This window comes from Gammaproteobacteria bacterium, assembly GCA_019748175.1.
Lineage (GTDB): Bacteria > Pseudomonadota > Gammaproteobacteria > JAIEPX01 > JAIEPX01 > JAIEPX01.
The window spans coordinates 138,762-161,421 of the sequence record JAIEPX010000014.1; the positions used below are offsets into that span (position 1 = coordinate 138,762).

The following is a 22,660-nucleotide window of genomic DNA, read 5'->3' on the forward strand; positions in this document are numbered from 1 at the left end:
TTTATAGGATGAAAAGTTTAATATTAGGTTTCGCGAGTCTGGGTATAGCATTTTCTTCTGGAATGGCATTAGCAGACGAAGGTCAGCATAATTCTAAGGTCAAATCATTCAAAGCAAATACAACTACAACCGAAGATTCCACTGTGTTCACGCGTGGTGATACAGTAACGACTTCACCGTATATCGGGATTCGGTCAGCTTATAATGCCAGTGATTTAATTGTTAATTTATCTTCAATGAATGAAGATCTACGCTTTTTACAAGAGCAACAAAAACTCGCTAAACAACTGAAAAATCAACGACTTCCTTATGTAGACCATCCAGTGATTGAGCTCAGTGGTGATGTGGTGGGGCAGGCCTATTGGGCGCAGTCCTATAACCGATCTTCTCGACATGATATCAATTTAACGAATACCCGGTTTGATGTGTTCGCTCATGCGAGTGAGTGGGCGATGGGCTATATTTCCTTTAATTATGACAATGCTGGAGTTGATGAGCTGCTACAAGGTTCAGGATTTAGATTAGGAAATTCTAGAATATTTTTGGAGCGCGCTTTCCTCACAATTGGTAATTTAGATTATTCCCCTGTTTATTTTTCTTTAGGCCAAATGTATGTGCCCTTTGGACGCTATGCGACCAGTGCGGTCACGACGGCTCTTACTACCGCTTTGGGCCAAACCAATACTCGTGCTGCTTTATTGGGTGTGAATTACGAAGGATTTTACGGTTCCGTTTACGGTTTCCGGGGCGATAGTGATGTGGACAGCACAGGAATCAACCAGTGGGGTGCGAACGCAGGTTATCGCTATTCTTGCAATGATATTTCTGCAGAGGCTGGTGCTGGTTATATTGCCAACGTCGCAGATTCAACGGGTATACAGAGAACTGGTTTTTTTGATCGTGATGAATTCACCGGTTTTGGAGTGAGTCGCCAAACAGAAAAACTGAAACATCGTGTTCCAGCTTATGATTTGCATACTGAATTGGGCTACCAATCTTTGGGGTTCGCTGCCGAATATATTGCAGCAACACGCCATTTTGTGACGGGTGATATGAATTTTAATGATCATGGTGCGCGCCCAACAGCTTTGCATGTTGAGGCAAACTATCGATTTGATCTTGGTGCATTTCCTGCTGCTGTCGCTGCAGCATATGATCGTTCACATGACGCTTTGGCGCTTAACTTACCTAAAGATAGTTACATCGGAACGTTCAACATTTCATTATGGAAAAACACAATCGAAAGTTTTGAATATCGCCATGACGAAAATTATCACGGTCACGACACCTCAGCTGGTTTAGTTCCAACCGCTGGAGGACCTGCTGTAACTGCTCCTGGACCGCAAGGTGGTGGACATCGTAACTTATTCCTTGCGCAAATTGGTGTTTATTTCTAATTAGAAAATTGCATTACTCCACTGCTGCTGTGGCAGTGGAGTGAGTAATAATAAGCGCGAAATTTTTTTCTGATAATTTTAAATTATTTTAATTCAACGATGTTATCTTGTGATGCGCTGAGAACTTTTTCAAATAAATAACCTGGGAAAGTTTCGTCTTTTCTGTACGCTTCGAGAATGTCTCTAATTGAATCGCCTTCTGAGGTTGGTTGATCAAGTGCCTGAGGGTATTTTTCGAGCATTATTGCCAACGTGTTCCATGCGGTGATTGTTTTCGATGCGAGATATGAAGAATAATTTAAATTAGCTTGTTGTTCGTCTGCATTGGCGAACATTAATAATACTTCAAATAGGGCTTGATTATTATCGTTTGTAGTGAGCCAATCTGTTTTGAATTCTTCAGTCAACATGATCAATAATTGAGGATTGTTTGGAACTGCAGCATAGTGCAACACGGTACTATTGTCGAAAGTGCGAAGAGAAAGCAGGTCAGGATTATCCCGCTGTAAACGTCTTAAAAACCAGGGGCAATCTGATTGAGCAGCCCAATGTGCGGCAGTTAATCCTTGGGCATCTCTAGGCACTTCTTTATCTAGGTAATGATGTTTAAATAAAAAATCGTAAACATGATAGTGTCCACCAATGGCTGCATGATGTAAAACGCAACGACCGTCGTCATCAAGTTCGTAAAGCAGTTTGCTACCTTCGGGTGTTTTTAACACTTCGCGAATTAAATTTAAATGTCCCGCTCTAGCGAGTAGATGAAGAACAGTTTCACCATTATTAAAACGTTGGTCGAGTGTAAATATATCTTCTTTCAGAAATTGCCAAAAAATGTCGGAATGTCCGCCTGAAATTACACTTTCTACAAGATCTTCACATGCAATATTATGATTTGAATTTAGCTCCAGAGCGACTGGATAGTTTCCCATTTTGCAGGCATGTTTTGCAATCATGAGTAATTCTTCGTGAGACTCGGGTAGCGAATGATCTTCTCGTTTCCATAAATCCCAGTGCCCATTTTCTGAGGACATAATAGCGGGATGTGGACCAACTGCGGGGTCTACTCCAACTGCTAAAAGAAAATCAACGGTGTCGTTATGCCCGCCAAAATGAGCGTAGGTTAGAAGGGTTTCTTCGTTGGCGACTCGAGATTTATGGGAGTACACTTTTGTCAGGTCATAACCAATATCACGATAATATTCTAACGCTTCGTTGTCACCCACTAAAGCAGCGAGAGTAGGTAATTTATGATGAGGATCAAAACGTTCAATTTCTTCTGCAGTATAACGTTCACCTTTAGGGGGGAAATGACGCGCTAGGTGACGTTTTACGCAATCGATTCGTCGAGCTATCGTATAATAATGTAAAGGGCCTCGCCCGTAAGAATCCACTGTCGTTGTGATAGTATCGCCTAATAATTCTTCGACGAGATATTCTTTGCCGCAGAGAGCGATAATTTTCCATTCACAATTTGGATCATTTTTAAAAAGAATGTCGATGAGAGGTTTGGCGTTGCTGAGTATTGTCGCGAGCTCTTGATAATTTAATCGGTAATGCTGAAAAATTGGGCTGAGCTCTATCACGTCCAGCAAATAATCAAAGCCATCAATGACACGAGAGGTGAGTTTCAATTGGAGTAGTTTTTTTAATAAGATTGGCTGGGCTCTTTGCCAAAGTGTCGTACACCCCATTCCCCAATTCACTGTTTCTCTCATGGAGAGGAAGCCACAAATATACTCTTGGATATCTCTACCCTGATTAATAAGGCCGTAAGCACTATTTGCTTGGTTGGCTTCTTCTTTATTTTGAGAGTCAGCTTTGGCAGGTGAGCTAGGATCTAATAGATGCTGTTCGTGCATTTCTATCGCCTTAAATGGGTAAAAGTTGCCAATATACCCCAATTTCTCATATTATTCAAGCTGTATTTGCTTTGAGTAGCTGGTTCGTCTGAATTTGAGGCTTAACCTGAAGACTGCAGTGTAGCAAAGGTTTACCGTGCATTGCAGGTTTTCGGAAGCAGCTGAATACCCTATTTTTGAAGGGTCTGAGCTTTAACCCCGACCCCAGCCGCAGAGCCTAGGTTTATAGCACTTCCAGGTAAAATGGCTAATTTTGTACTATACTGTTAAATATAGGGGTTTACTGGAGCATGATTTATGAAAAAGTCAGAATCAGCGGCTGTGCGAAAAGGTGCTAGAAGGCTCGATGCTAAGGGATTAAGTCAGGTCGGGGCAGGGTTAGATTCACTCGCTCAGAAATTACCTAATAATCAACAGTCAGAAATGAAGGATTCTGTTCCTATGGCTGATGTGCTTACCTATGATCTTAGGACTAAAAAGAATCTAACGGATATCAATGGGGCGCCAGTTAAGCCAGTGGCACTTGTTATCGATGGCAGACCCTACAAGAATCAAGTGCGTTTTGGTGGATACCGATTCGAAACACCTATGGCTACTACAAAAATAGTGGGTCTAACTAATTTTGGGAATGGATTGTATGTCCAACCAGCGCCTTTACAACCATTTTTAAGAATAGGGCAACATGCAGTGGGGGAATATGAGAGGGAGCACGGAAGAATTGATGATAGACAAGCTAATGGAAAAGCTCAAATCGCAGATATTATTAGGGGGGGTGCAATTGAAGGAGGCGGGCGGAATTACCGAAATGCTTGTTTTGAAGCTATTCAGGAAGATTCACCCAATAAAACCATTACAGTTCTTGTGTTGGGGCCCCAACGTGAAGATGGGCGACATGAAAATGCAGAAGCGTATGAGGAATTAGGTAGTGGCGAGAAAAAGAAGTTGTCGCCTAACATACACGAATTTCAAGATATGCAAGTAGTTCAAAGCAATAACGGTGAGCTTATTAATGTCAGAGTTATACATGCAAATGTGAGTAAATTTGATGAGCAACATCTTGACTCAGGAGATCTAGAAACACTCGCAACTGTTTATGCTGATACATTGGGTCAAGGAAATCCACTTACCATCCATTGTACCGATGGTTTGGATCGCGCTGGTGGAATAGCTTTCGCAATGCACCTCATGAAAAATTATGAAAGTGTGTTTGTGCCAGGAAATGATAATGCTACATTAGCTAATGTAATTAAAGAACACGATTATATGCAAGATCTTCGTGGTGGTTATTTTTGCACAGCAAATGAAACTCGGTTGTCAGGAGCGGCTCAACTTGCCACCATAATGAAATCAATAGAAATGTCGCGATCTATATTAGTGGATATAGCAAGAACCGATCCTGAATTGCATGGTAAATTAAATGGTAAGAACTATGTTGAGCAGGTTGGAATACTGCTCGATCAAGATCCTCGCTCTTCAACCGCCCAAGAGTTATTAACGGTATTAGTCGTTCGTGGACGCGCTGAGCAGAGATATTTGAACAAGTTAGCCAAGGATATTGATCATCCGTTGGTTGTTCAATTTCAAAGTCTAGAGCCTAAAATAAAAATTGTAGAAGCTAGGGGTATGTTGAAGGATATTGATGAAATGATTCGTAATGGCCATAGAATTAAAGAGAAAAAAGGCCGCGTACATGAGGGGTATCTATTTGAATTAGAGGGGGTAAGAAATCAGCTTGATAAGCAAATGAAGGAAGGAAAATATCATCCTGATAAATTTATTGCTCAGCTGGCAAGTTTGAAAAATGAGCTTGCAGAGACGAAGCCTAATTTTCTTTTGGCGACAAAAATTAAGCGTGATGCTGCTAAACATCATGGTTCTGTAAATGCAAGAGCACCTGAAATTCGTAATGTTACTGCACCAACTAGTGTGGCCGTTCAAGCACCAACGAGCACCCTAACTGGAGCAATGCTTTCAAAAAGAACATCAGGAGACGCGGCATCAGAAAAAAAACAAGAATACTCAGAAACAGATGATTTTGCAGAATCCGTTGCTAAAATGACAGGATTGGCTGTGTTAGCTGAGAGTGGTCCCCCGGCATTTGAAATAAAATTGAACGACTTAGCCGGAGATTTTCAAAATATTTTAAAAGAAGCTATAACGGCAGCTTCTGAAACAGGTGCAACAGTAATTGAATTTCAAGATCAATGCGTGATCAAAACAGAAGATGCCTGCGTTCATTTGTCGAAAGCTGAGGATGGTCAAACAAAGCTTAACGTCCGAAGTCAAAGTGATAAACAGGACAAAGCATTTGAAGATGCAGTCAAAGTTGTTCCTGCGCTTGGTGATATGGAAGCGCATCAAAAAAACAGTCTTCAAGATCATACAGCACAACAAGATGTTCAGGGTAAGATAGAGCAGTTGTCAGCACAACGAGATGCGAGATTAGAATATTAATATTATGATGAAAAATCGAAAGGTAGTGAAGAATTTGAATTTAATTCAAACTCTTCACTATTTCTTAAATGATTGTGGGCGGACATCAGCTTCCTGAGTTTTTTCTGTTTTTAACCCCCCAACTTTTTGTATGCTATCTTTTAGTGGATTCGCATTCATTGCCTCTAAATGTTTTCTCACTTGCCCTTTTAGAATGCTCTTAACTATTCCAATTTTACTTTTTTCTACTCTCTCAAGTAGTGTGTCGAGTTTCGATATTGCTTTATATGCCGCTTTTTGATCTGAATCTAGTTTAGGTTGACTAGTGTTGATTTCCGTTTGTTTGGGTTCTTTATAAGTTGTAGGAAAATTTTCTTTCAAAGCATTCTGCATGTTCTCACGTCTTTCTTGAGCAAGCTCTTTTTGATATTGTTGGAATTCAGGCTGATTTTTTATAACGTTAATATCGCTTCGCAGTTCTGCAATCTGATCCTGTACTCGCGCTCCTGCAGTCACTATATTATCTGCTTTCTTGATAATGCTCACAAACGATTGTGTAACATTGGATTTTGTTACTGTTTCACTTGGTGATTGAATTTCTACAGTTTGTCCACTTCCAATCTCTTCTTTACCTTTATCACTTTTTGCTTCTTCTCTCACACCCGTTGTATTCGTCACCCCCTCGGTTTCATCTTCTTTCTGTTCAACTCCAGGCTCTGTTTCATCGAGTTGTGCTTTCAGACCTTGTGCCTCACCCATCTTTTTAGTCATTTCTTCTAATTCATCGATGTTTTCGACGCCAGCCATGAGGGCTTCATTTCTTGATTGTCCATCTTGAACAGCTTTTAATCTTTCCCGTAATACTTCAACATTTTCTTCTTCTGTCTGTTCTGATTCATCATTGTGAGGACCATTTTCGCCTCTCATTACCACTTCTATCTTTGGCATCGTCTCTTTAATTGCTGCCAACTTATTTAGCATCTCATTGTCAGTTTCACTTTCGCTTTCAAATTGTTCTTCCTCGACATCGTTCTCTTGTATATTGGTTTCTTGACCACTTGTTTGATCATTATTTTTTGCTTTCAGTTCTTCACCGGTCTTAGGGTCTAAAAATACGACATCCTCATCACTTTCTTCTTCTTGTTCAACAGAATCTTCTTTTTCTCTGGGTAGAATAATGACATCATCATCACTATCGTCTACTTGTGCTACTTGTTCAGACTCAACTTCATTTGCTTCCGATTCTTGTTTAGCGGCTTGTTCACCCACTTTTGCTGCTTGTTCAGACTCAACTTCTTTAGCTTCCGATTCTTGTTTAGAGACTTGTCCCATCACTTTTTGTTGTCGTTGAAGCATTGTGGTTGCTCTTCTAGATAGTCGAGCGGAAAACGATTGTGATTCTTTAAATTCAGGATTTTGTATAGCTCTATTAATTGTTTTATAGAGCTTATCTAATGCTTCTGTATACATTGAGGCATTTATGTTCGCATCATTTTGCCATCTTTCAAACTGTTCTAGCTGCACCTTTAATTGTGCTAATGAGTCTTGTCCGCCAACTCGATAACCTTCTCCTAGCGATTTAATCAATCTCTCAAGGTTTTTGCCAGTTTTAGCAATCAGCGCACCAGCCTCTTTTTTTAATTCATTCTCTGACTTCTCTGTTGACATGATTTCTCTCCTCTCTATGAATCTCTAATCTAATTATAGTACATTTTCCTGATTTGTACCTGGAGCCTAGGCTTTGGAAGACCGGTCTTAATCATTGATTAGTTTACTCAGGATAGCTCAAATAACGTCTGATAAAAGCCTAGGATGCCCAGCTGCAAGGCTTTTCCCCAGAGATATGAGGTGCTGTCAATCCATAAAAAAGATTCCATTGGACCCGGTTGAAATAGGTCGTTTTTTATGATATATTGGCTAATATTGCCATGTCTATAGAGGTCCTTTATGAAAAAAACTGGTTCCAGCCAAGATAAATCAGCAGCAGAACAAACTTCTGTTATCTCAATTACTCCGGATAACGCTTACAACCCTTTTATTGTGCTTGGCAGAGACGTTCATAGTCACATGATACAATTATCAACGATTAAAGACGCTGTGAGCCTATCCAGATCATGCACAAGTCTTTGGGTTAAAAGCCAGGGGGCGCTGTTTCGATTGTTTTTACGAAATGTCCAATCAGAATTAAATAATGATGCATTTGCTTATCTTCATGACGCAATAGAACTCGATGACAACTTCAATAAATTTAAAATTGATTTTAAACATCTTGCTAAAGTGCTCAATTCGGCATTACCCGTATTAACTTCTTTCATCAGAAACGATCTTAGAGCTGCACCAAAGTTTGCAGCCATTTGTGGCAAAAAAAGTGCAGTAGAAGAAATTCTTGGTGATAAAATTACAGCCTCTATAGACAGTGGTAATCATTGTATAGCTTCTTACTATGCAGTAGGCGATCAATTAGAATGTTTGATAGATTTTTATGTGCGTTGGCCAGAAGTATTTTTACATCACATCGACGCTATTGCGCATCAAGCGGCATTAGGTGGGAGTATCCCTATTCTCAAGTACCTCAAAGAGACGCATAAGTATGATTTGAGAAAAGTGTATCCTAAAAGAGCTGGAGAATTCGTTGATGAAACTCTACTCACGTCCGCAGTAAAAGGTGGTCATGAAGAAATGATCGATTTTTTAATCACAGAAGGCGTTAGTCCTTATATTGGACTCCACTTGGCCGTTGTAGCTTCCACCTACGCACACTGGAAACTATATGATCGATTCTCGGAAGAAGAACATCCATTGAGTGGCTATTTAGACGACGCAACTATTCAAAAATTGGCTCTTTGTATTGCAGGTAATGCTTTAAGGACAGGGAAATTGGAGCTAGGGCTTTCCCTTATGAAACAATACCACTTAGATGCTAAAACGCTATTTATGCATGTCATTGAGGGTGGGCGCGCTGAGATATTTTGGCACTTTATTAATAGTGGTTTAGTGTCTCTGACTGATCGATTTAAAAATGAAGCCACAGTAGAACATCTTTTAGTTAAATTCGGCCATTTATCTTTACTAAAAGAAGTTTTAAAAGATCCTAGACCCAAAAATGGTGTGCTTGCAGTTGACGGTAAAGGAAGATCATCACTCCATTATGCTGGTAAAGGCGGGCATTACAATATGTATACATTTCTTCTTCCATTTTTTGAGAACGCTCTACAAAAAGATCAAGAAGGAAACACAGTCGCCCATACTGCTGCTGCATCTGGTTCCGTGTGGTTTTTAAAACTATTAATGCTAAGCGAAACAGGCCGAATAATGATGAAGGGAAAATGCGCAAAAAATAATAAAGGTGAAACGGTCTTACATTCCGCAGCTAAATCTAACGACGCAAATTTAATTTGCATGATTGTAGAAGATGAGAACTGTGGCATAGATCTATTCTCAACAGATAAGAGAGGTTTAAAGGTTTTTAATAAATTGGCTAGTTTAGCTATGCTAAAAGAATCTTATTGGAGTACTATCAGTGCTCTCGTTGTAAAATATGGGGTTGAACTCATTGACAGTAATATAAATGGTGCTCCTGGTAACAACGTTAGAGTCGTAATGGAAGCTTTTAAAGCAGAAAAATATTTTCCAAGTTCAGCATTAATTGCCCCAACTAAAAAGTAATTGTGCGCATCTTATTCTGTTTTATCAGGATATTCGCACAAATCTTTAATTAAGCACTTAGTGCAAAGCGGTGTTCGTGCCTTGCACACGTAACGACCATGCAAAACCAACCAATGATGTGTATTTTGCAAATATTGTTTTGGCACTGATTTTTCTAAACCAAGTTCAACTTCTAAAGGGGTTTTGCCCTTTGCTAATCCCGTGCGGTTTGAAACTCTAAAAATGTGCGTGTCTACAGCAATAGTGTGTTGACCAAAAGCTGCGCTGAGCACGACGTTCGCTGTTTTACGACCAACGCCCGGAAATTTTTCTAATTCTTCACGTGTTGAGGGTACAACGCTGTTGTGTTCTTGGATTAATAACTCGCATGTTTGAATAATGTGTTTGGCCTTTGTTTTGTAGAGATTAATGGTTTTAATCATTTCTCTGAGTCCTTCCTCTCCCAGCGCGCGCATTTTTTTAGGTGTATTGGCTTTTTTAAAAAGAGCGGGTGTCGCTTTATTAACACCGATATCTGTTGCTTGTGCTGATAGCATGACAGCGACCAGTAATTCGAAAGGTGTTGAGTATATTAATTCAGTGGTAGGTTGAGGATTATTTTCTTGAAAACGTGAAAAAATTTGAGTGCGTTTAACTGTATTCATCATGATTTCGTTGTGTTGAGTTGCTGACGTTTTGCTGCGGCACGGGCAACAGCTTCTGCGATAGAAAGTCTGCGGGCATCGACAGAGTCAACTTGTTGTGTATTTTGCACGGAAGAGATGTCATTGTTTTCTGATTCGTGCTTGCTAAGCCCTAAGCGTTTTTGTCGCGCATGATAACGTTCTCTCGCACGATTCGCCTGCATTTTTATTGTCACAGGGTCTTCTATCATAATGGGTTTCATATCGATGCAATCCATGGGGCAGGGAGCAAGGCATAAATCGCAACCCGTGCATTCGTCCGTTATAATTGTGTGCATTTGTTTGGAAGCGCCAATGATGGCATCAACAGGACAAACTTGAATACATTTAGTACAGCCAATGCATTCATCTTCTCGAATGACTGCGCGTGTCGGTAATTTTGTTTTTTTTTGCATTTCTTCAATATGCGCAGTGGGGTCTTGTTGTAATAATTCGCCAAGTTTTTTGAGTGTTTCAACGCCGCCCGGTGGGCAAAGATTAATGGGCGCATTATTTTCGATGAGTGCTTTAGCATACGGTTGGCAAGCACCGTAACTACACAATCCACATTGGGTTTGTGGTAAAACAGCATCAATGGTTGTAATAGTGACTTTGTTCATGCGTTAACGGTAGGTTGCTCGGTAAAATACGAAGACACTTTTTCAGCGTCGATGCGAGTGAGTAACGGTGTAAAAGTGTTGATCCTATGATCCAATAAGGGTGTTTTTACGTTTTGCCAAGTGAGTTCTGGGCAATTTAAAAATTCAGCTGATTTGGTGGCTAATGACGGAACTATGGGATGAAGATACGTCATAATCACTTTGAATAAATTGAGTCCGAGTGTGCACACCGCTTGTACACGGCTTTCTTGTCCTGGTTTTTTTGCAAGATCCCAAGGTGCTTGTTCTGCGATATACGCATTAGCTGAATCTGCAAGCGCCATTATTTCTTTGACTGCTTGATTATATTCGCGTTGCACAATTAGATCTGCAATTTTATCGGCTTGTTGAATTGCATGATTAAATAAATCGTCGCTTTCGAATTTCTCTGCTAATTTCCCTTCGAAATTTTTTGTGATGAATCCTGCGCAGCGACTCGCAATATTCACAACCTTACCAACAAGATCTGAATTCACGCGTTGTGCAAAATCAATGAAATTGAAATCAATGTCATCGATTCCGTTATTCAGTTTTGCGGCGAAATAATAGCGTAAATAATCAGAATCTAAATGTTGGCTATATTGTTGAGCTGTAATAAAGGTGCCGCGCGATTTAGACATTTTTGCGCCATTGATCGTGAGGTAACCATGTGCAAAAACGTTGGTTGGCATGCGGTGGCCACTGCCGTGCAGCATCGCCGGCCAAAATAATGCGTGAAAATACACAATATCTTTGCCAACAAAGTGATACAACTCTGTTGCTTTTTCATCAACCCAGTAATGATCGAAATCAAGATTGTTTCTTTTTTTGCTGAGATTCACAAAACTTGCCATGTAACCAATGGGCGCATCCAGCCACACATAAAAATACTTTCCGGGGGCATTAGGAATTTCAAAACCAAAATAAGGTTCATCACGAGAAATATCCCAAGGAGAAAGCCCTTGAGAAAACCACTCCATTAATTTATTGCTCACAGCACTTTGTAGATGTCCTGCTTTGAGCCATTTTTCTAATAAATCCTGATGATTGGCAAGTTTGAAAAAATAATGCACAGATTCTTTTTCAATAGGTTTTTCGCCGGATAAAATTGACGTCGGATTTTTAAGGTCAGTGGTGGAATACGTTGCGCCACAGACTTCGCAATTATCTCCGTACTGATCATTTGCTCCACACTTTGGGCATTCTCCTTTCACATAACGATCAGGCAAAAACATTTTTTTTGCGGGGTCAAAAAGTTGAGAAATGGTTTTGGATTCGATGTCGCCATTATCCATGAGTCGTTGATAAATCATTTCAGAAAGCGCTTTATTTTCAGGTGAGTGGGTGGTGTAGTAATTATCGTAATGAACTTGAAAGTCTTTGAGGTCTTGCTTTCTCACGTCATGAATTTGCGCAACCAACTGATCCGGAGTGATGTTTTGTTTTTCAGCGCTGATCATGATGGGCGTGCCATGCGCGTCATCTCCGCAAATAAAAACCACATCGTTGCCTAACGATCGCTGGAGTCGTACCCAGATATCGGCCTGGATGTGTTCGATCAAGTGCCCCAAATGTGTAGGGCCATTGGCATAAGGTAAGGCTACAGTAACGAGGAGTTGTCGTTGTTTACTCATGAAGATCACTCATATTATCAAATTTGCCCAGTATAACAGCATGGGCTCAGGCATGCACGTCAGCTAAATGTCTATTTCTTTATTTGTCTATTTGTCAAGATTTGACCCCTTTGTGCCAATATTATCTCAAATCTAGTACAAGCATTGCAGATATTGTCTATTGATCGTGTCTAATACTTAATGTTATTTCTGTCAGTTCTGCTAATGAATTAATAAGAAGGCAATGTTGCATGTTGGAGACGTTTGACTATCTCAACATCTTTTCTGAGAGTTCTGATGATCAAGATTTGATTATCAAGAAAGGCACCAGTGTCGTCAATGACGATAATTGTCGTATCTTGTTGGTTGAAGATGAACCGCTTTCCCAAAAGTATTGCAAAGTGTTGCTGGAAGGACGGGGTTATTCGCTTGAAATATCTTCTGATGGTGAAACTGCTTTGCAGATCATCGCAAAAGAGCATTTTCAAGTGATTCTGATGGATATTGGTCTGCCAGGCATGTGTGGAATTGATGTGGCTCATTGTATTCGTACCACAGACAACCCTAATCGTAATGTCCCCATTATAGCGTTTACTGCTCATTTGGTTCCTACAAAGCTACAGGCCTGCCTTGAGGCTGGCATGACAGACTTTTTGCTCAAGCCAGTTTCTCCCACCGAGCTCTGCAGTAAGCTTGATCGATTGCTTGCTAGAGTGGTTGCAAAATAGCCATTGACTCGATCATTTTGATCACGTAGGGTTAGCACAAGGCATTACTAGTGGTGTGATCTATAGATGGTAAATTATAATATTGAGTCTCGGTCTGTTCGTCCTGGTTTGAAACCTCTTCCTCAAATAAAAAATATCATTGCTGTGGCCTCTGGAAAAGGGGGGGTGGGCAAATCTACAACGGCTGTCAATTTAGCGTTGGCGCTATCATCATTTGGGGCCAGCGTAGGAATTCTCGACGCTGATATTTATGGTCCTAGTCAACCGCTAATGTTAGGGGCCAATGAAACTCCACACTATGAATCAGGAAAAGCCTTGACGCCTGTTGTGCGTCATGGTCTTGAATCGATGTCTATGGGATATTTAGTCGATGTGAATACACCGATGGTCTGGCGTGGGCCTATGGTGAGTAAAGCGTTACAGCAATTATTGTTTGATACTCAATGGTCTGCGTTGGATTTTTTGATCGTCGATTTACCGCCTGGAACGGGTGATATTCAGTTAACTATGGCGCAAAAAATTCCGGTTGCTGGCGCTGTGATTGTGACTACGCCGCAGGATTTAGCATTACTCGATGCGCGTAAAGGTTTGGAAATGTTTCGTAAACTGAGCATTCCTGTTTTGGGAATTATCGAAAATATGGCGACTCACGTGTGTACAGCCTGTGGCCACGAAGAAGCTGTTTTTGGGAAAGGGGGCGGTGAGCAACTGGCTGCTGCGACGGATGTTATAATGTTAGGGTCGCTACCATTAGATAAACAAATTCGTGAAGACGCAGATGGTGGATCTCCGACGGTGGTTGCCGCACCTGACAGTCCTATCGCAAATCGATACAAGGAAATTGCAGTAAAAATGCTTGAACAGTTAGTCTTGCAACCGAAGAGTTATGCCGGTAAATTTCCCGACATCGTCGTTGAATGAAATAAGGAACACTATGTCTATTAAATCTGATAACTGGATCCGCCGGATGGTGGACGAGCACAACATGATTGAACCGTTTGAACCGGCTCAAGTTCGTGAAATTGCAGGCAACAAGATCATTTCTTACGGGACATCGAGTTATGGTTACGATGTTCGGTGTTCTACTGAATTTAAAGTGTTCACGAATATTAATTCTGCTATCGTAGACCCTAAAAATTTTGATGAAAACAGTTTTGTTGATTTTGATTCTGATACTTGCATTATTCCGCCCAACTCTTTTGTTTTGGCGCGTACAGTCGAATATTTTCGTATTCCACGTAATGTTCTGACAATTTGCTTAGGTAAATCGACCTATGCTCGTTGTGGAATTATTGTCAATGTCACACCTTTGGAACCTGAATGGGAAGGGCATGTGACGCTCGAGTTTTCAAACACAACACCGTTGCCCGCAAAAATTTATGCAAATGAAGGTGTGGCTCAGGTGTTATTTTTAGAATCAGACGAAGTTTGCGCAGCGTCTTACCGCGATCGAGCAGGAAAATACATGGGGCAGATCGGCGTCACACTTCCGCTGGCTTAGTGTAGTCAGTAATTGCTGCTGTTAGTCATCTAAAGTTTCAGCGATCATCGGCTGGCCATATTGCGCATTCACGCGATCTCGAAGATCTTTTCCAGGTTTAAACGCGGGGGTGAATTTTGCTATTGTGGCAACTTTCTCGCCGGTTTTGGGGTTGTGGGCGTTTCGAGGCGCTCGATAATTTAATTTCAGACTGCCAAAACCACGAATTTCTATACGTCGCCCATTGCTAAGAGCATCACTGAGCATATCAATCGTCTGGTGTACGCACATCTCGATCGCTTTCATAGGCAGATGCTGTAATCTGTCAGAAATTTTAATGGCAAGCTGAGATTTAACCACGGTTGTCCCCTTTATATTTTGGCCGAAAAGTTCTTGATCGGTATCATAGCATGAATGTCCCCGGCGTCAATTAAAAGGGATCAAATCTAAGATTGCTGCATTCTCTAACTAGCACTTTGCCATTATCTAAGCTGTTATTTAAGAATGTAGCAATCTTAGATTTGCCCCCTTTCTCATTTATTTATCGTTATTTTTGAGGTGTTGGTGGATTGGCCTTGATCTCTTGAAGCTTGAACTTTTTCTAAGGCTTGGCTGTAATTGTCCTTAAATACTGGATTACCTTTGATCCTCTCAGTTGATACTGGGTGTCTAATTTGTGCAAGTTTTGCAGCTAGATCCTCAATTTTTTGTTCTTTGCAGGAAAACGATAAAGTTGCAAGTGGTGTCCTTTGCTCATGCTCTTTGATACGAGAGAGTGGCCACTTTGTTGTTATTGGTTCGATGCCAGCTTGATGCAATTGTTGCATAACAGATTTTAACTGTGTGTCAATTTGCACAATTATGACAATATTCGTAGCTTTGCTTTCTTGTTGATGGGCTCCATCTATTTTTTGAATATTTGCCTCAATCTTTTTTTGTTTTGCTTCAAAGATTTCACGAGATTTCGGACTAAGATCTTCTCTTTCAAGAACAGTATTCAATTGTTTATTTTTAGCTTGTAGTTCCCTTTTTGCCGCTTGTTGATCATTAGATTTTTCTAATAATTCTTTCAATACTTCAGTGGTAGAACCGGAATACTTTTGTCGTAGCGCATTCATATCTGTGCCAGGTTTTCCTACTTTATTAAGATCAGCTTGTATGCTTTGGTGCAGAGGTCTGGTCAATTCGACTCGTAATTGCCAAGTCCCTGGAATCGTTTCGGGTTGAGACACACGTTTTACAAGTTCGCTAGATACGGCCATTATTTGTGCGCGTAGTTGTGCTTCATCGCGTTGTTGTCGATATAACCCTGGATTTGTTATTCTCGTTGCAAAAGTTTTTAAATCATTTGATACAGCACCTAAACCGGTACCCACCAGTGCGATGATGGGTCCAAATTTTCCCTCGGATCTAAAATTTCGCATCGCCTCGCGATATTCTGCTCTATTGCTCTGAGGAGTGTCTGTTTGTTTACCTTGAATTTGTCGCTGTGCACGGGCTTCGCTTAATTTATATAATTCAGGTTCGCAGACTTTAAGATGCTCGATATATTCGGCGGGCTTCATATTAGCCTCGGCGGTACGATAACCAAATCGAAGATGGTACATCACACTTCCTTCAGTACCTAAATTCTTTTTAAATTCGGCAATTTCAGGAGGAATTTCTTTGGTCGGTGCTTTTTGTGCTACAGATGCTGTCTTTTGCACAGCAGAGGGCTCAGGCTCTACTGGTGCCATTGGTGGTGCTACCTGAACAACTGGAGCGGCTTCTTTTGCAGCGGTAATTTCTGCCTGCATGGCTTTATTTTCTTCAACATATTTTTCAACATCAATCATAGAAATTTCAGGTTCTGAAGGTGCTTCTGGTGCCTCAGGCTTAGCCGGCTCTGCTTGTACGGGTTCTTTTAATTCAGATAATTCTTGAAACTGGGCGCTCAAATCAGCAAATTCTATCTCTGCTTTTGGAGTAGTAGCAGCTACTTCATGGGCTGCTTCCTTGCCTTTATCTTCAGTATTTGGGAGGCCTGCCTTAAAATCAATTTCCTCGAAGCTAGCGGCTATATTCTGTAAGCCTTGTTTATTTGCCCTGATACTAGTTTCGTCAATAACAGCCATCACTTTGTTAGTTAAAGCAATAAAATCTTTGCGTTGCTTTTCATCGTCTTTGAAATCGAGGGGGTTTTTTGCTTGTGGATCTCTCATTGCGATTATGGTAGATCTCAAAGTATCCATTAACCGTTCGTTCACATGCTTCGGATCGGCTATTTGGCAAAAACCCAAAAGCAAAGGTATGTTTTTCAGAATAATTTCCTTGTTTTCTAAACTTGTACCCCCATGAAGTTTTGCCTCGTAGAGCCATAATACGTTTTCCATTAGTTCAACAAGGTTTGCTTTATTTTCTGTCGGCATTTTTCCGCTAATAAACAAAAATAGTTGATCGCGGGCTATTTTGAAATGGTCGTTAATTTCTTTTGAGGAAACTGTTTTGGTTTTTACCGCAGCATCCTTAACATGTAGGTCTGCTAATTTTCTGTAATCTTCAATAAGTCGGGTTGTCGATACCGTTGTTTCTCTATTAAAATCGAGGGCGATTTTGCTATAACGTTCATTCAATTTAGAGGCTTTTTCTTTTGCCCCTAAATGATGACCTAATCCCTCGTAATTTTTTAAGTGCAATTGATATTTTGTGAGCAATTGACTAAATTTTACAGTGTAATGTTCAAGTGGATGCCCCATTCCTGTTTGAGGATTCGTGAAGGCAGTGGATTGCTCTTTGAAGTGCGCCATAAGATCACTGGTGTAAATCACTACATTAGCAGCATCCCGATATAGCGTGGGGGTTGCTTGAATCAAATCAGCTATGGCCGCTGCTTTAGCGAAGGGATCCATGATAGTGCTATTTATTTTTTTGACCTCAGCAGTAAATGCTTTTAATCGATCGAAAGTTTCTTTAACCTCTTGATGAGTAAATCCGAAATTAGCCTGATCAATTTTCTCGCCTAGGGAGAGAAAGTGTTTTTCAAACTGCGTGAAAAAATCGGGAGCATTACCTTCGTCGGGTTGATAAAGTTCCCTTAAGAAATTGTTAACACCTTTGTCTAGCTCATTATTTAAATGACCAAGTCTTACACTTTCTTTAATGTAAGCTTCTTCATCTTCAGTTAATTTCGGTTCATCCAGGAGCTGTTCGATGGGGGTTTCTTTTTTGGGAGCTCTTTCTGATTCTTCTCCCGGTGGTTTGTTTATGTCTTCGAGAATTTGTTTCAGTTCTTCAGCTGCGCTATCTGCTTGCGCGTCTACTTCTAAACCTTTTAGAAGTTCTTCAAGATGGAGTTCTTCCCCTAAAATAGCTTTAACCATAGCCTCGTCTTCTGGCATGGCAGCAACATCTATCTGGGCTTGTGTTAGTGGTTCGTGGGTTTCCGTGGTGGAGCTCGTATTATTTACCTCAGAACTGCTTGAAATTGTTTGCTCAGGAAGGCGATTATGATTCTGTATATGTTGATGTAAACTATCGCCCAGATTAGTAAGATGTTTATGAAAGTCCTCAGCTTCTAATTTTGTTTTCGATATTTTTTTAAGTAAAGGCATTAGGTCTTTCTTTTTTTCTTGCTGCTCGGAGATTGCATCTTCATTATTAGACATGTTGGCTTTTTCGATGGCTTGATCTATATGAGCCAGATCTCTCTTAAGCTGCCGTTCGTCTCTTTCATCTCGAAATGGTTGCAAATTACGGTGTACGATATCAAAGGCTTCAATTACTTCATCACCACAGGCCTTGGTGTCCGCAAGTCTGGCCCCATTTTCTGGGGGCTGGGCAATTAGATCATGAGATTCAAACATGTCTCTGGCTTCAAGATAAATGGCTTGATTAACTAATGCTCGTGCTTCAGCTTGAGATGGTTTATCTTTGTTTTTTTTTATATAGTCGTCAATGGCAAGGGTGTAGTCTATCAATTCTAGAGCACTTGTTCCGCCCTTCTCTAGTATGGCAAAGGCATATTGGTTAACGAACTGTTTAATATGGCCGTATAAATGGGGGTCCACCTGAGCTATCTTTTGTTGTAGATCTTTACTCGCTTTGCGTCTTTGATCCCGATTGAGCTCGTTTATTTCGTTCAGCTCAGAAGCCGCTATGGCAGCCGCATCTTTAACGCTCTGTCTCTTTTTCATAAAAAGCCCTCTTTTACTCTCACGGTTTCTCTATTTTAAATATAGTACAAATTCCTCAGTTTACAAGTTTTAAGGGGTTTTTGCCGGGTTAGAAATATTAAATAATCATGTTTAATGCGAGATACCCTAAGAAAATGGGCAATAACCATTGTATTACTTAGTTGAATTTGATAAACTTACCCGAGATTAAAGGGTAAGGAGGGTAACAATGAAAAAAGTGAGTAGCAGTAGCGGAGCGTCGGCAGTATCAAATCAAGCCAAGCCCAACCTCAACCCATTGCATGAAAAATTGATTGTGATGGGTGATCTTATCAAAATAGAGAATGATAAAGGATCGACCACCCTCAAAGACTTTTTATTATCCATTTATGCGGCGCAAAAAACAGATTTCGCTTTCATTCCTTCATTTTTCAACGATTGTCCTGTAGAAAAAACGGTATCTGGGTGCAGAGTACAATATCAGTTGTGCACCAGTTCTGGTCAGGAAGAACATCAAAATCTCCGTCGTCTGAATTATCCACAAACAGATATCATCCTGCTGGTATTTCATGTTAACTCCAGAGAGTCTTTTAAAAATGCACTCCATAAGTGGTATCCTGAAATTAAGAGCGAAATGCCTAAGGTACCTGTGGTACTCGTTGGGGTAAAAGATGACACTATTCCGCCCTCACCAGATTCGGTTGTTCTAACAGAAGAGGCAAAAAATGCTGCGCAAGCTTGTGGCATGGATCTTTTTATGGAGTGCAGCTTAAGAGATCTGAACTCGGTCATTGCTGTTTTTAATCAAGCACTCAATTGTGCTTTATTGTCAAAGGACGAAACAAAAAAATTAGGTGTTCTCACTTATCTTAGAGATCTAAACACCGCCAGTTTAAAAAGATATCGAGAGGCATTTAGTTGTTATTTCTTCAATACTTTTGGATTGAAGTCATTTGCGCATCAATTACAACATCAGCAGAACTTCCCAGGCGAAGTAAAGCAACTCATACATTTAACGAGAGATGCACAGCAGTGTGTTGCTAGACAGTTAAGACCGGCGGAATGGTTTAGTATGCAGTTGAGTTGCAAAGCATTGAATCGAGCCTATAATTCTGAAGGGTTTTGGAACTGGAGCTTTGCTCATCTTAATTTCTTAGATGCTTATACTCGGCAGCATCCCGACTTTCAGAGCTATCATTTCCATCCAAAACGAGTAGTTGTTGCGCTTTCCAAACATAAACGATTATTCAAACAAATCTTCCGATGGGGCGTAGACCCATGGCAAATTGCTATTCTAATGGGATTACTGGAGCAGGTGAAAGCAGTGCATGGTGAAGATGCAAAAAAATTACAAGATGAGAATGGCTATGGCGTTGCGCATTATTTATTTTTGGGTGAACACACAGCGCTTGGTATTGCCTGGTTACAAAGTATTGAGTTTACTATTGAACAAGATCCTCAATATCTTTTGCCTGCTCTCGCTGTGATAACGGGAAATAAAGAGCTGCTGCAAAAACTTGTTGAATTATTTGGCTATCAATTAACTTATACAGACAAAAATCGGGCGTTCTCTCTACTTCATCCCGCGGTGGAATTTGAACAATTGGAGATGATTTTGTGGTTAACTGAACGAGGAATTGATCCGGTAAAAGTCAGCCAATTAGGAATTATTCCAGAAAGATCTAACCTAGCTTTGATCGCGGCAAATAAGGGTTTTTGGAAACTCTTTCCTGTTTTGCGCAAACTCGGCGCCGATCCCTATGGTACGCCTCAACATCAGCGCCTTGTAGCACTTGCTGCTATTCGCAGTAGAAATAAATCATTGGCTCTAACACTTATCAAGCTTTATTCATTAGATACCCTAGCAGAGAAGCACACCGAAAACTCTTTTTTCTATGCAGCGATTTTAAGTGGTGATCCCGAAATTCTCGATTTTGCTCTAAGATCGGGTTGGGGTACTTTGTCGGATCGTTATCGATGCGAACCAAGACCTGGAGCGACGCCTTTAAATAAATCCGTTTATCATGTTGCAGCAGAAGCGGGTTTGCTTGATCTCATTGACTACATCGTTCAACAAGAACCAGCACACGTTTCTATTAAAGATTGTGATGGGGATGGTAATACTGCTTTATTCTATTCTGCCAAACATGGCGATCCAATAAAATTTCGCAGACTTTTAGAAAGACATTTTAGTCCTCAGGATCTTCTTGTGATCAATCATGATCAAGAAACGATTGCTCATACCGCTGCCCGTTTTGGCCATACTGAATTTGTTTATCAACTGTATTTGCTCTGTCAATCTTATAAGATCGATGTTATGGCTTTTTTCTCTCGGGTAGATAATGAACAGAATACCTTGTTGCATCATGCGATGGATGGTGGGGCAGTTAAGCTAGCGATCTGGCTGGTGAAAGTATTACATTTTTCGCCGACTGCGCTCGAGTTTCAACAACAAATTCCATTAAGAATACTCGCCAATAGAGCCATTCTACATCCTGCCTATCGTATTCATTTTGAAAATGTCGTAAAAGCCACGCTTCAAGAAAAATTAATGGACGTAGATTGTCTAACTGAATTTCCTGATCATCAAGGTGAGACTATTGAGGATGTTATGTTAGAGGCCGATACTCAAGAATTCTATGAAGTGCTATGCGAAGAGCTTAAGGCAATCCTCAGTACTACCGACGCCCCGGTTTTAGAGTAACGAAGGGGTCGTGTCTCCCGTTGGCTATTGTAATAAATTTAGTATTCTGTCTCGCGTATCCACCAGAGAAGAATCTATTGCCATTAGTTTTTCTAGTCGCGCAATATTGCTAGCTACAGTTTTTTGACTATGCATTGACATCGCTTGTAAAATCTCAGAAAGCTTGTAGCCAAAATATTTTTTAGCAATTAGCATTACCATAAGTCGTGGAGTATTTTCTATCTATCTTGAATCAATATCTAGTATTTGGAAACCTTCTGCAGCTCAGGCGTTTGTTCTAAACTTTTTAACAATTCATTTCCTTGGCGGAAGTTTGTTTTGGTTGGCTCAGAGAGGAAATTTCTGATATCACCTTCGGGGCTCCAATGCCACCATTTTTCTAGTAATTTCTCTATAAGTTCTAGTTTTGGATCTCGATTTTTAATCTCTATCTGCCCTGTTGTTGAATAACTTCTTTTCGGTGTTCTATCTACATTTTTCCAAAATTTTGATTCAAGAGGTGCTGAGGTAGGCTTAGGATGATATCTGTTCAATAATTCATTCAATTTGTTACTAAATCGTTGCTTTTCTTCATCGGTAGGTTTCTGAATATCAAATGCTTGAAGAAAAATTTCTCCTACATTTGTCGCCTCAGAAAAATCTTGTAAGTTCTGTATAATTTCACTTAATGCATTGAAAAAAGCTACTTTTAATTCAATGCCAATTTTTCTCATCTCTCTGCTCATGATTTCCGGGAATCCAGAGTCATCATGGTAGGCAAGCGGCTCAAATACCCAATCAATTGTTTGCGTTAAGGTGTGCCAGCGCATCAAGCTTTCTAATAATGCGCCTTCTGGTATTACTTGAGGCGCATTCCATTTGCCCACCATATCAGTATTTAATTCTATTTTATGGGTACTTGGAATAACTTTCAGTGTATCTGGGAATGTTGTAAATCCAATTGCCTTGTAAAAATCTCCTTCGAACTCCTCACCGGTTTTAAGGTTCTTTACTAATAATTTAGTGGGGGTTATTACGCTATACTGAACGTCATCAACATTCAGAGCGGTTAGATTAGTCAGGTCTCTAAGTCGAATTCGAGGTGTTTCGGGGAATTGATCACTTTTGCGCTTTAATGCAAGGAATTTGGTGAGAGGGAAATGTCTTGCCAACCAGAGAATTGCTAAGCCAGAGCCCAATACAATGACTGTTTTTGGTGCGTCATTTGGATGTGCACAATACAGCTCTAAAGAAGATCGTTCGGCTATACCTGGCAAGCCGTGCATCGCAGGTTGCCGCCACCAATTATAAAAGAAGGTATCCGTTGTTAACTGTAAATGTTTATCT

At 40.4% G+C, this 22,660-nt stretch carries 15 protein-coding genes; 7 read left to right on the plus strand and 8 right to left on the minus strand.

What is annotated here, in order from left to right:
• Window positions 1-8: 8 nt before the first annotated feature.
• A complete protein-coding gene (locus K2X50_07815; GenBank protein ID MBX9587151.1) occupies window positions 9-1,397 on the plus strand; it encodes an LbtU family siderophore porin in 1,389 nt (462 codons plus the stop codon).
• 83 nt (window positions 1,398-1,480) lie between these two features.
• Here K2X50_07815 and K2X50_07820 read toward each other — a convergent pair whose 3' ends face one another.
• Window positions 1,481-3,259: an ankyrin repeat domain-containing protein gene (locus K2X50_07820; GenBank protein MBX9587152.1), complete on the minus strand. Its 1,779-nt coding sequence runs from the start codon at window positions 3,257-3,259 to the stop codon at window positions 1,481-1,483.
• Between the two features lie 297 nt (window positions 3,260-3,556).
• Between K2X50_07820 and K2X50_07825 the strand changes: the two genes are divergently transcribed.
• On the plus strand, window positions 3,557-5,713 hold the full coding sequence (locus K2X50_07825; protein ID MBX9587153.1) for a hypothetical protein: 2,157 nt from the start codon (window positions 3,557-3,559) through the stop codon (window positions 5,711-5,713).
• Between the two features lie 57 nt (window positions 5,714-5,770).
• On the opposite strand, the gene K2X50_07830 is transcribed toward K2X50_07825, so the two are convergent.
• Window positions 5,771-7,360, minus strand: a complete 1,590-nt coding sequence (locus tag K2X50_07830) for a hypothetical protein (GenBank protein ID MBX9587154.1) — start codon at window positions 7,358-7,360, stop codon at window positions 5,771-5,773.
• Window positions 7,361-7,639: 279 nt separating this feature from the next.
• On the opposite strand from K2X50_07830, the gene K2X50_07835 reads away from it, so the two are divergent.
• Window positions 7,640-9,358 (plus strand): ankyrin repeat domain-containing protein, encoded by a 1,719-nt coding sequence (locus K2X50_07835; GenBank protein ID MBX9587155.1) that lies wholly within the window; start codon window positions 7,640-7,642, stop codon window positions 9,356-9,358.
• Between the two features lie 11 nt (window positions 9,359-9,369).
• Here K2X50_07835 and nth read toward each other — a convergent pair whose 3' ends face one another.
• Genes nth through metG form a run of 3 tightly spaced genes read right to left on the minus strand, consistent with a single transcriptional unit; the run spans window position 9,370 to window position 12,292 of the window.
• Window positions 9,370-10,002, minus strand: coding sequence for an endonuclease III (gene nth, locus K2X50_07840; protein ID MBX9587156.1), 633 nt, complete (start codon window positions 10,000-10,002; stop codon window positions 9,370-9,372).
• The gene (locus K2X50_07845) at window positions 10,002-10,640 is read right to left on the minus strand and encodes an RnfABCDGE type electron transport complex subunit B (protein MBX9587157.1); all 639 of its coding nucleotides are present in this window, start codon (window positions 10,638-10,640) and stop codon (window positions 10,002-10,004) included. Before K2X50_07845 ends, nth begins: the two co-directional genes overlap by 1 nt.
• Window positions 10,637-12,292 carry a methionine--tRNA ligase gene (gene metG / locus K2X50_07850; protein MBX9587158.1) on the minus strand — a complete coding sequence of 552 codons (1,656 nt, stop codon included), beginning with the start codon at window positions 12,290-12,292 and terminating at the stop codon, window positions 10,637-10,639. The genes K2X50_07845 and metG overlap by 4 nt, the downstream gene beginning before the upstream one ends.
• A gap of 230 nt (window positions 12,293-12,522) precedes the next feature.
• On the opposite strand from metG, the gene K2X50_07855 reads away from it, so the two are divergent.
• The 3 genes from K2X50_07855 to dcd all read left to right on the plus strand — a co-directional run bounded on the left by K2X50_07855 (window position 12,523) and on the right by dcd (window position 14,500).
• Window positions 12,523-12,999 carry a response regulator gene (locus K2X50_07855; GenBank protein ID MBX9587159.1) on the plus strand — a complete coding sequence of 159 codons (477 nt, stop codon included), beginning with the start codon at window positions 12,523-12,525 and terminating at the stop codon, window positions 12,997-12,999.
• A gap of 126 nt (window positions 13,000-13,125) precedes the next feature.
• On the plus strand, window positions 13,126-13,920 hold the full coding sequence (gene apbC, locus K2X50_07860; GenBank protein MBX9587160.1) for an iron-sulfur cluster carrier protein ApbC: 795 nt from the start codon (window positions 13,126-13,128) through the stop codon (window positions 13,918-13,920).
• Between the two features lie 13 nt (window positions 13,921-13,933).
• Window positions 13,934-14,500 (plus strand): dCTP deaminase, encoded by a 567-nt coding sequence (gene dcd / locus K2X50_07865; GenBank protein MBX9587161.1) that lies wholly within the window; start codon window positions 13,934-13,936, stop codon window positions 14,498-14,500.
• A gap of 21 nt (window positions 14,501-14,521) precedes the next feature.
• Here dcd and K2X50_07870 read toward each other — a convergent pair whose 3' ends face one another.
• Window positions 14,522-14,854, minus strand: a complete 333-nt coding sequence (locus K2X50_07870) for an HU family DNA-binding protein (GenBank protein ID MBX9587162.1) — start codon at window positions 14,852-14,854, stop codon at window positions 14,522-14,524.
• Window positions 14,855-15,012: 158 nt separating this feature from the next.
• Complete coding sequence (locus K2X50_07875) at window positions 15,013-18,651, minus strand: hypothetical protein (protein MBX9587163.1); 3,639 nt, start codon at window positions 18,649-18,651, stop codon at window positions 15,013-15,015.
• 208 nt (window positions 18,652-18,859) lie between these two features.
• On the opposite strand from K2X50_07875, the gene K2X50_07880 reads away from it, so the two are divergent.
• Window positions 18,860-21,334 carry a hypothetical protein gene (locus K2X50_07880; protein ID MBX9587164.1) on the plus strand — a complete coding sequence of 825 codons (2,475 nt, stop codon included), beginning with the start codon at window positions 18,860-18,862 and terminating at the stop codon, window positions 21,332-21,334.
• Between the two features lie 239 nt (window positions 21,335-21,573).
• Here the strand turns inward: K2X50_07880 and K2X50_07885 are convergent.
• Window positions 21,574-22,660, minus strand: a 1,087-nt coding sequence (locus K2X50_07885) for a hypothetical protein (GenBank protein ID MBX9587165.1), incomplete at its 5' end; no start/stop codon positions are given.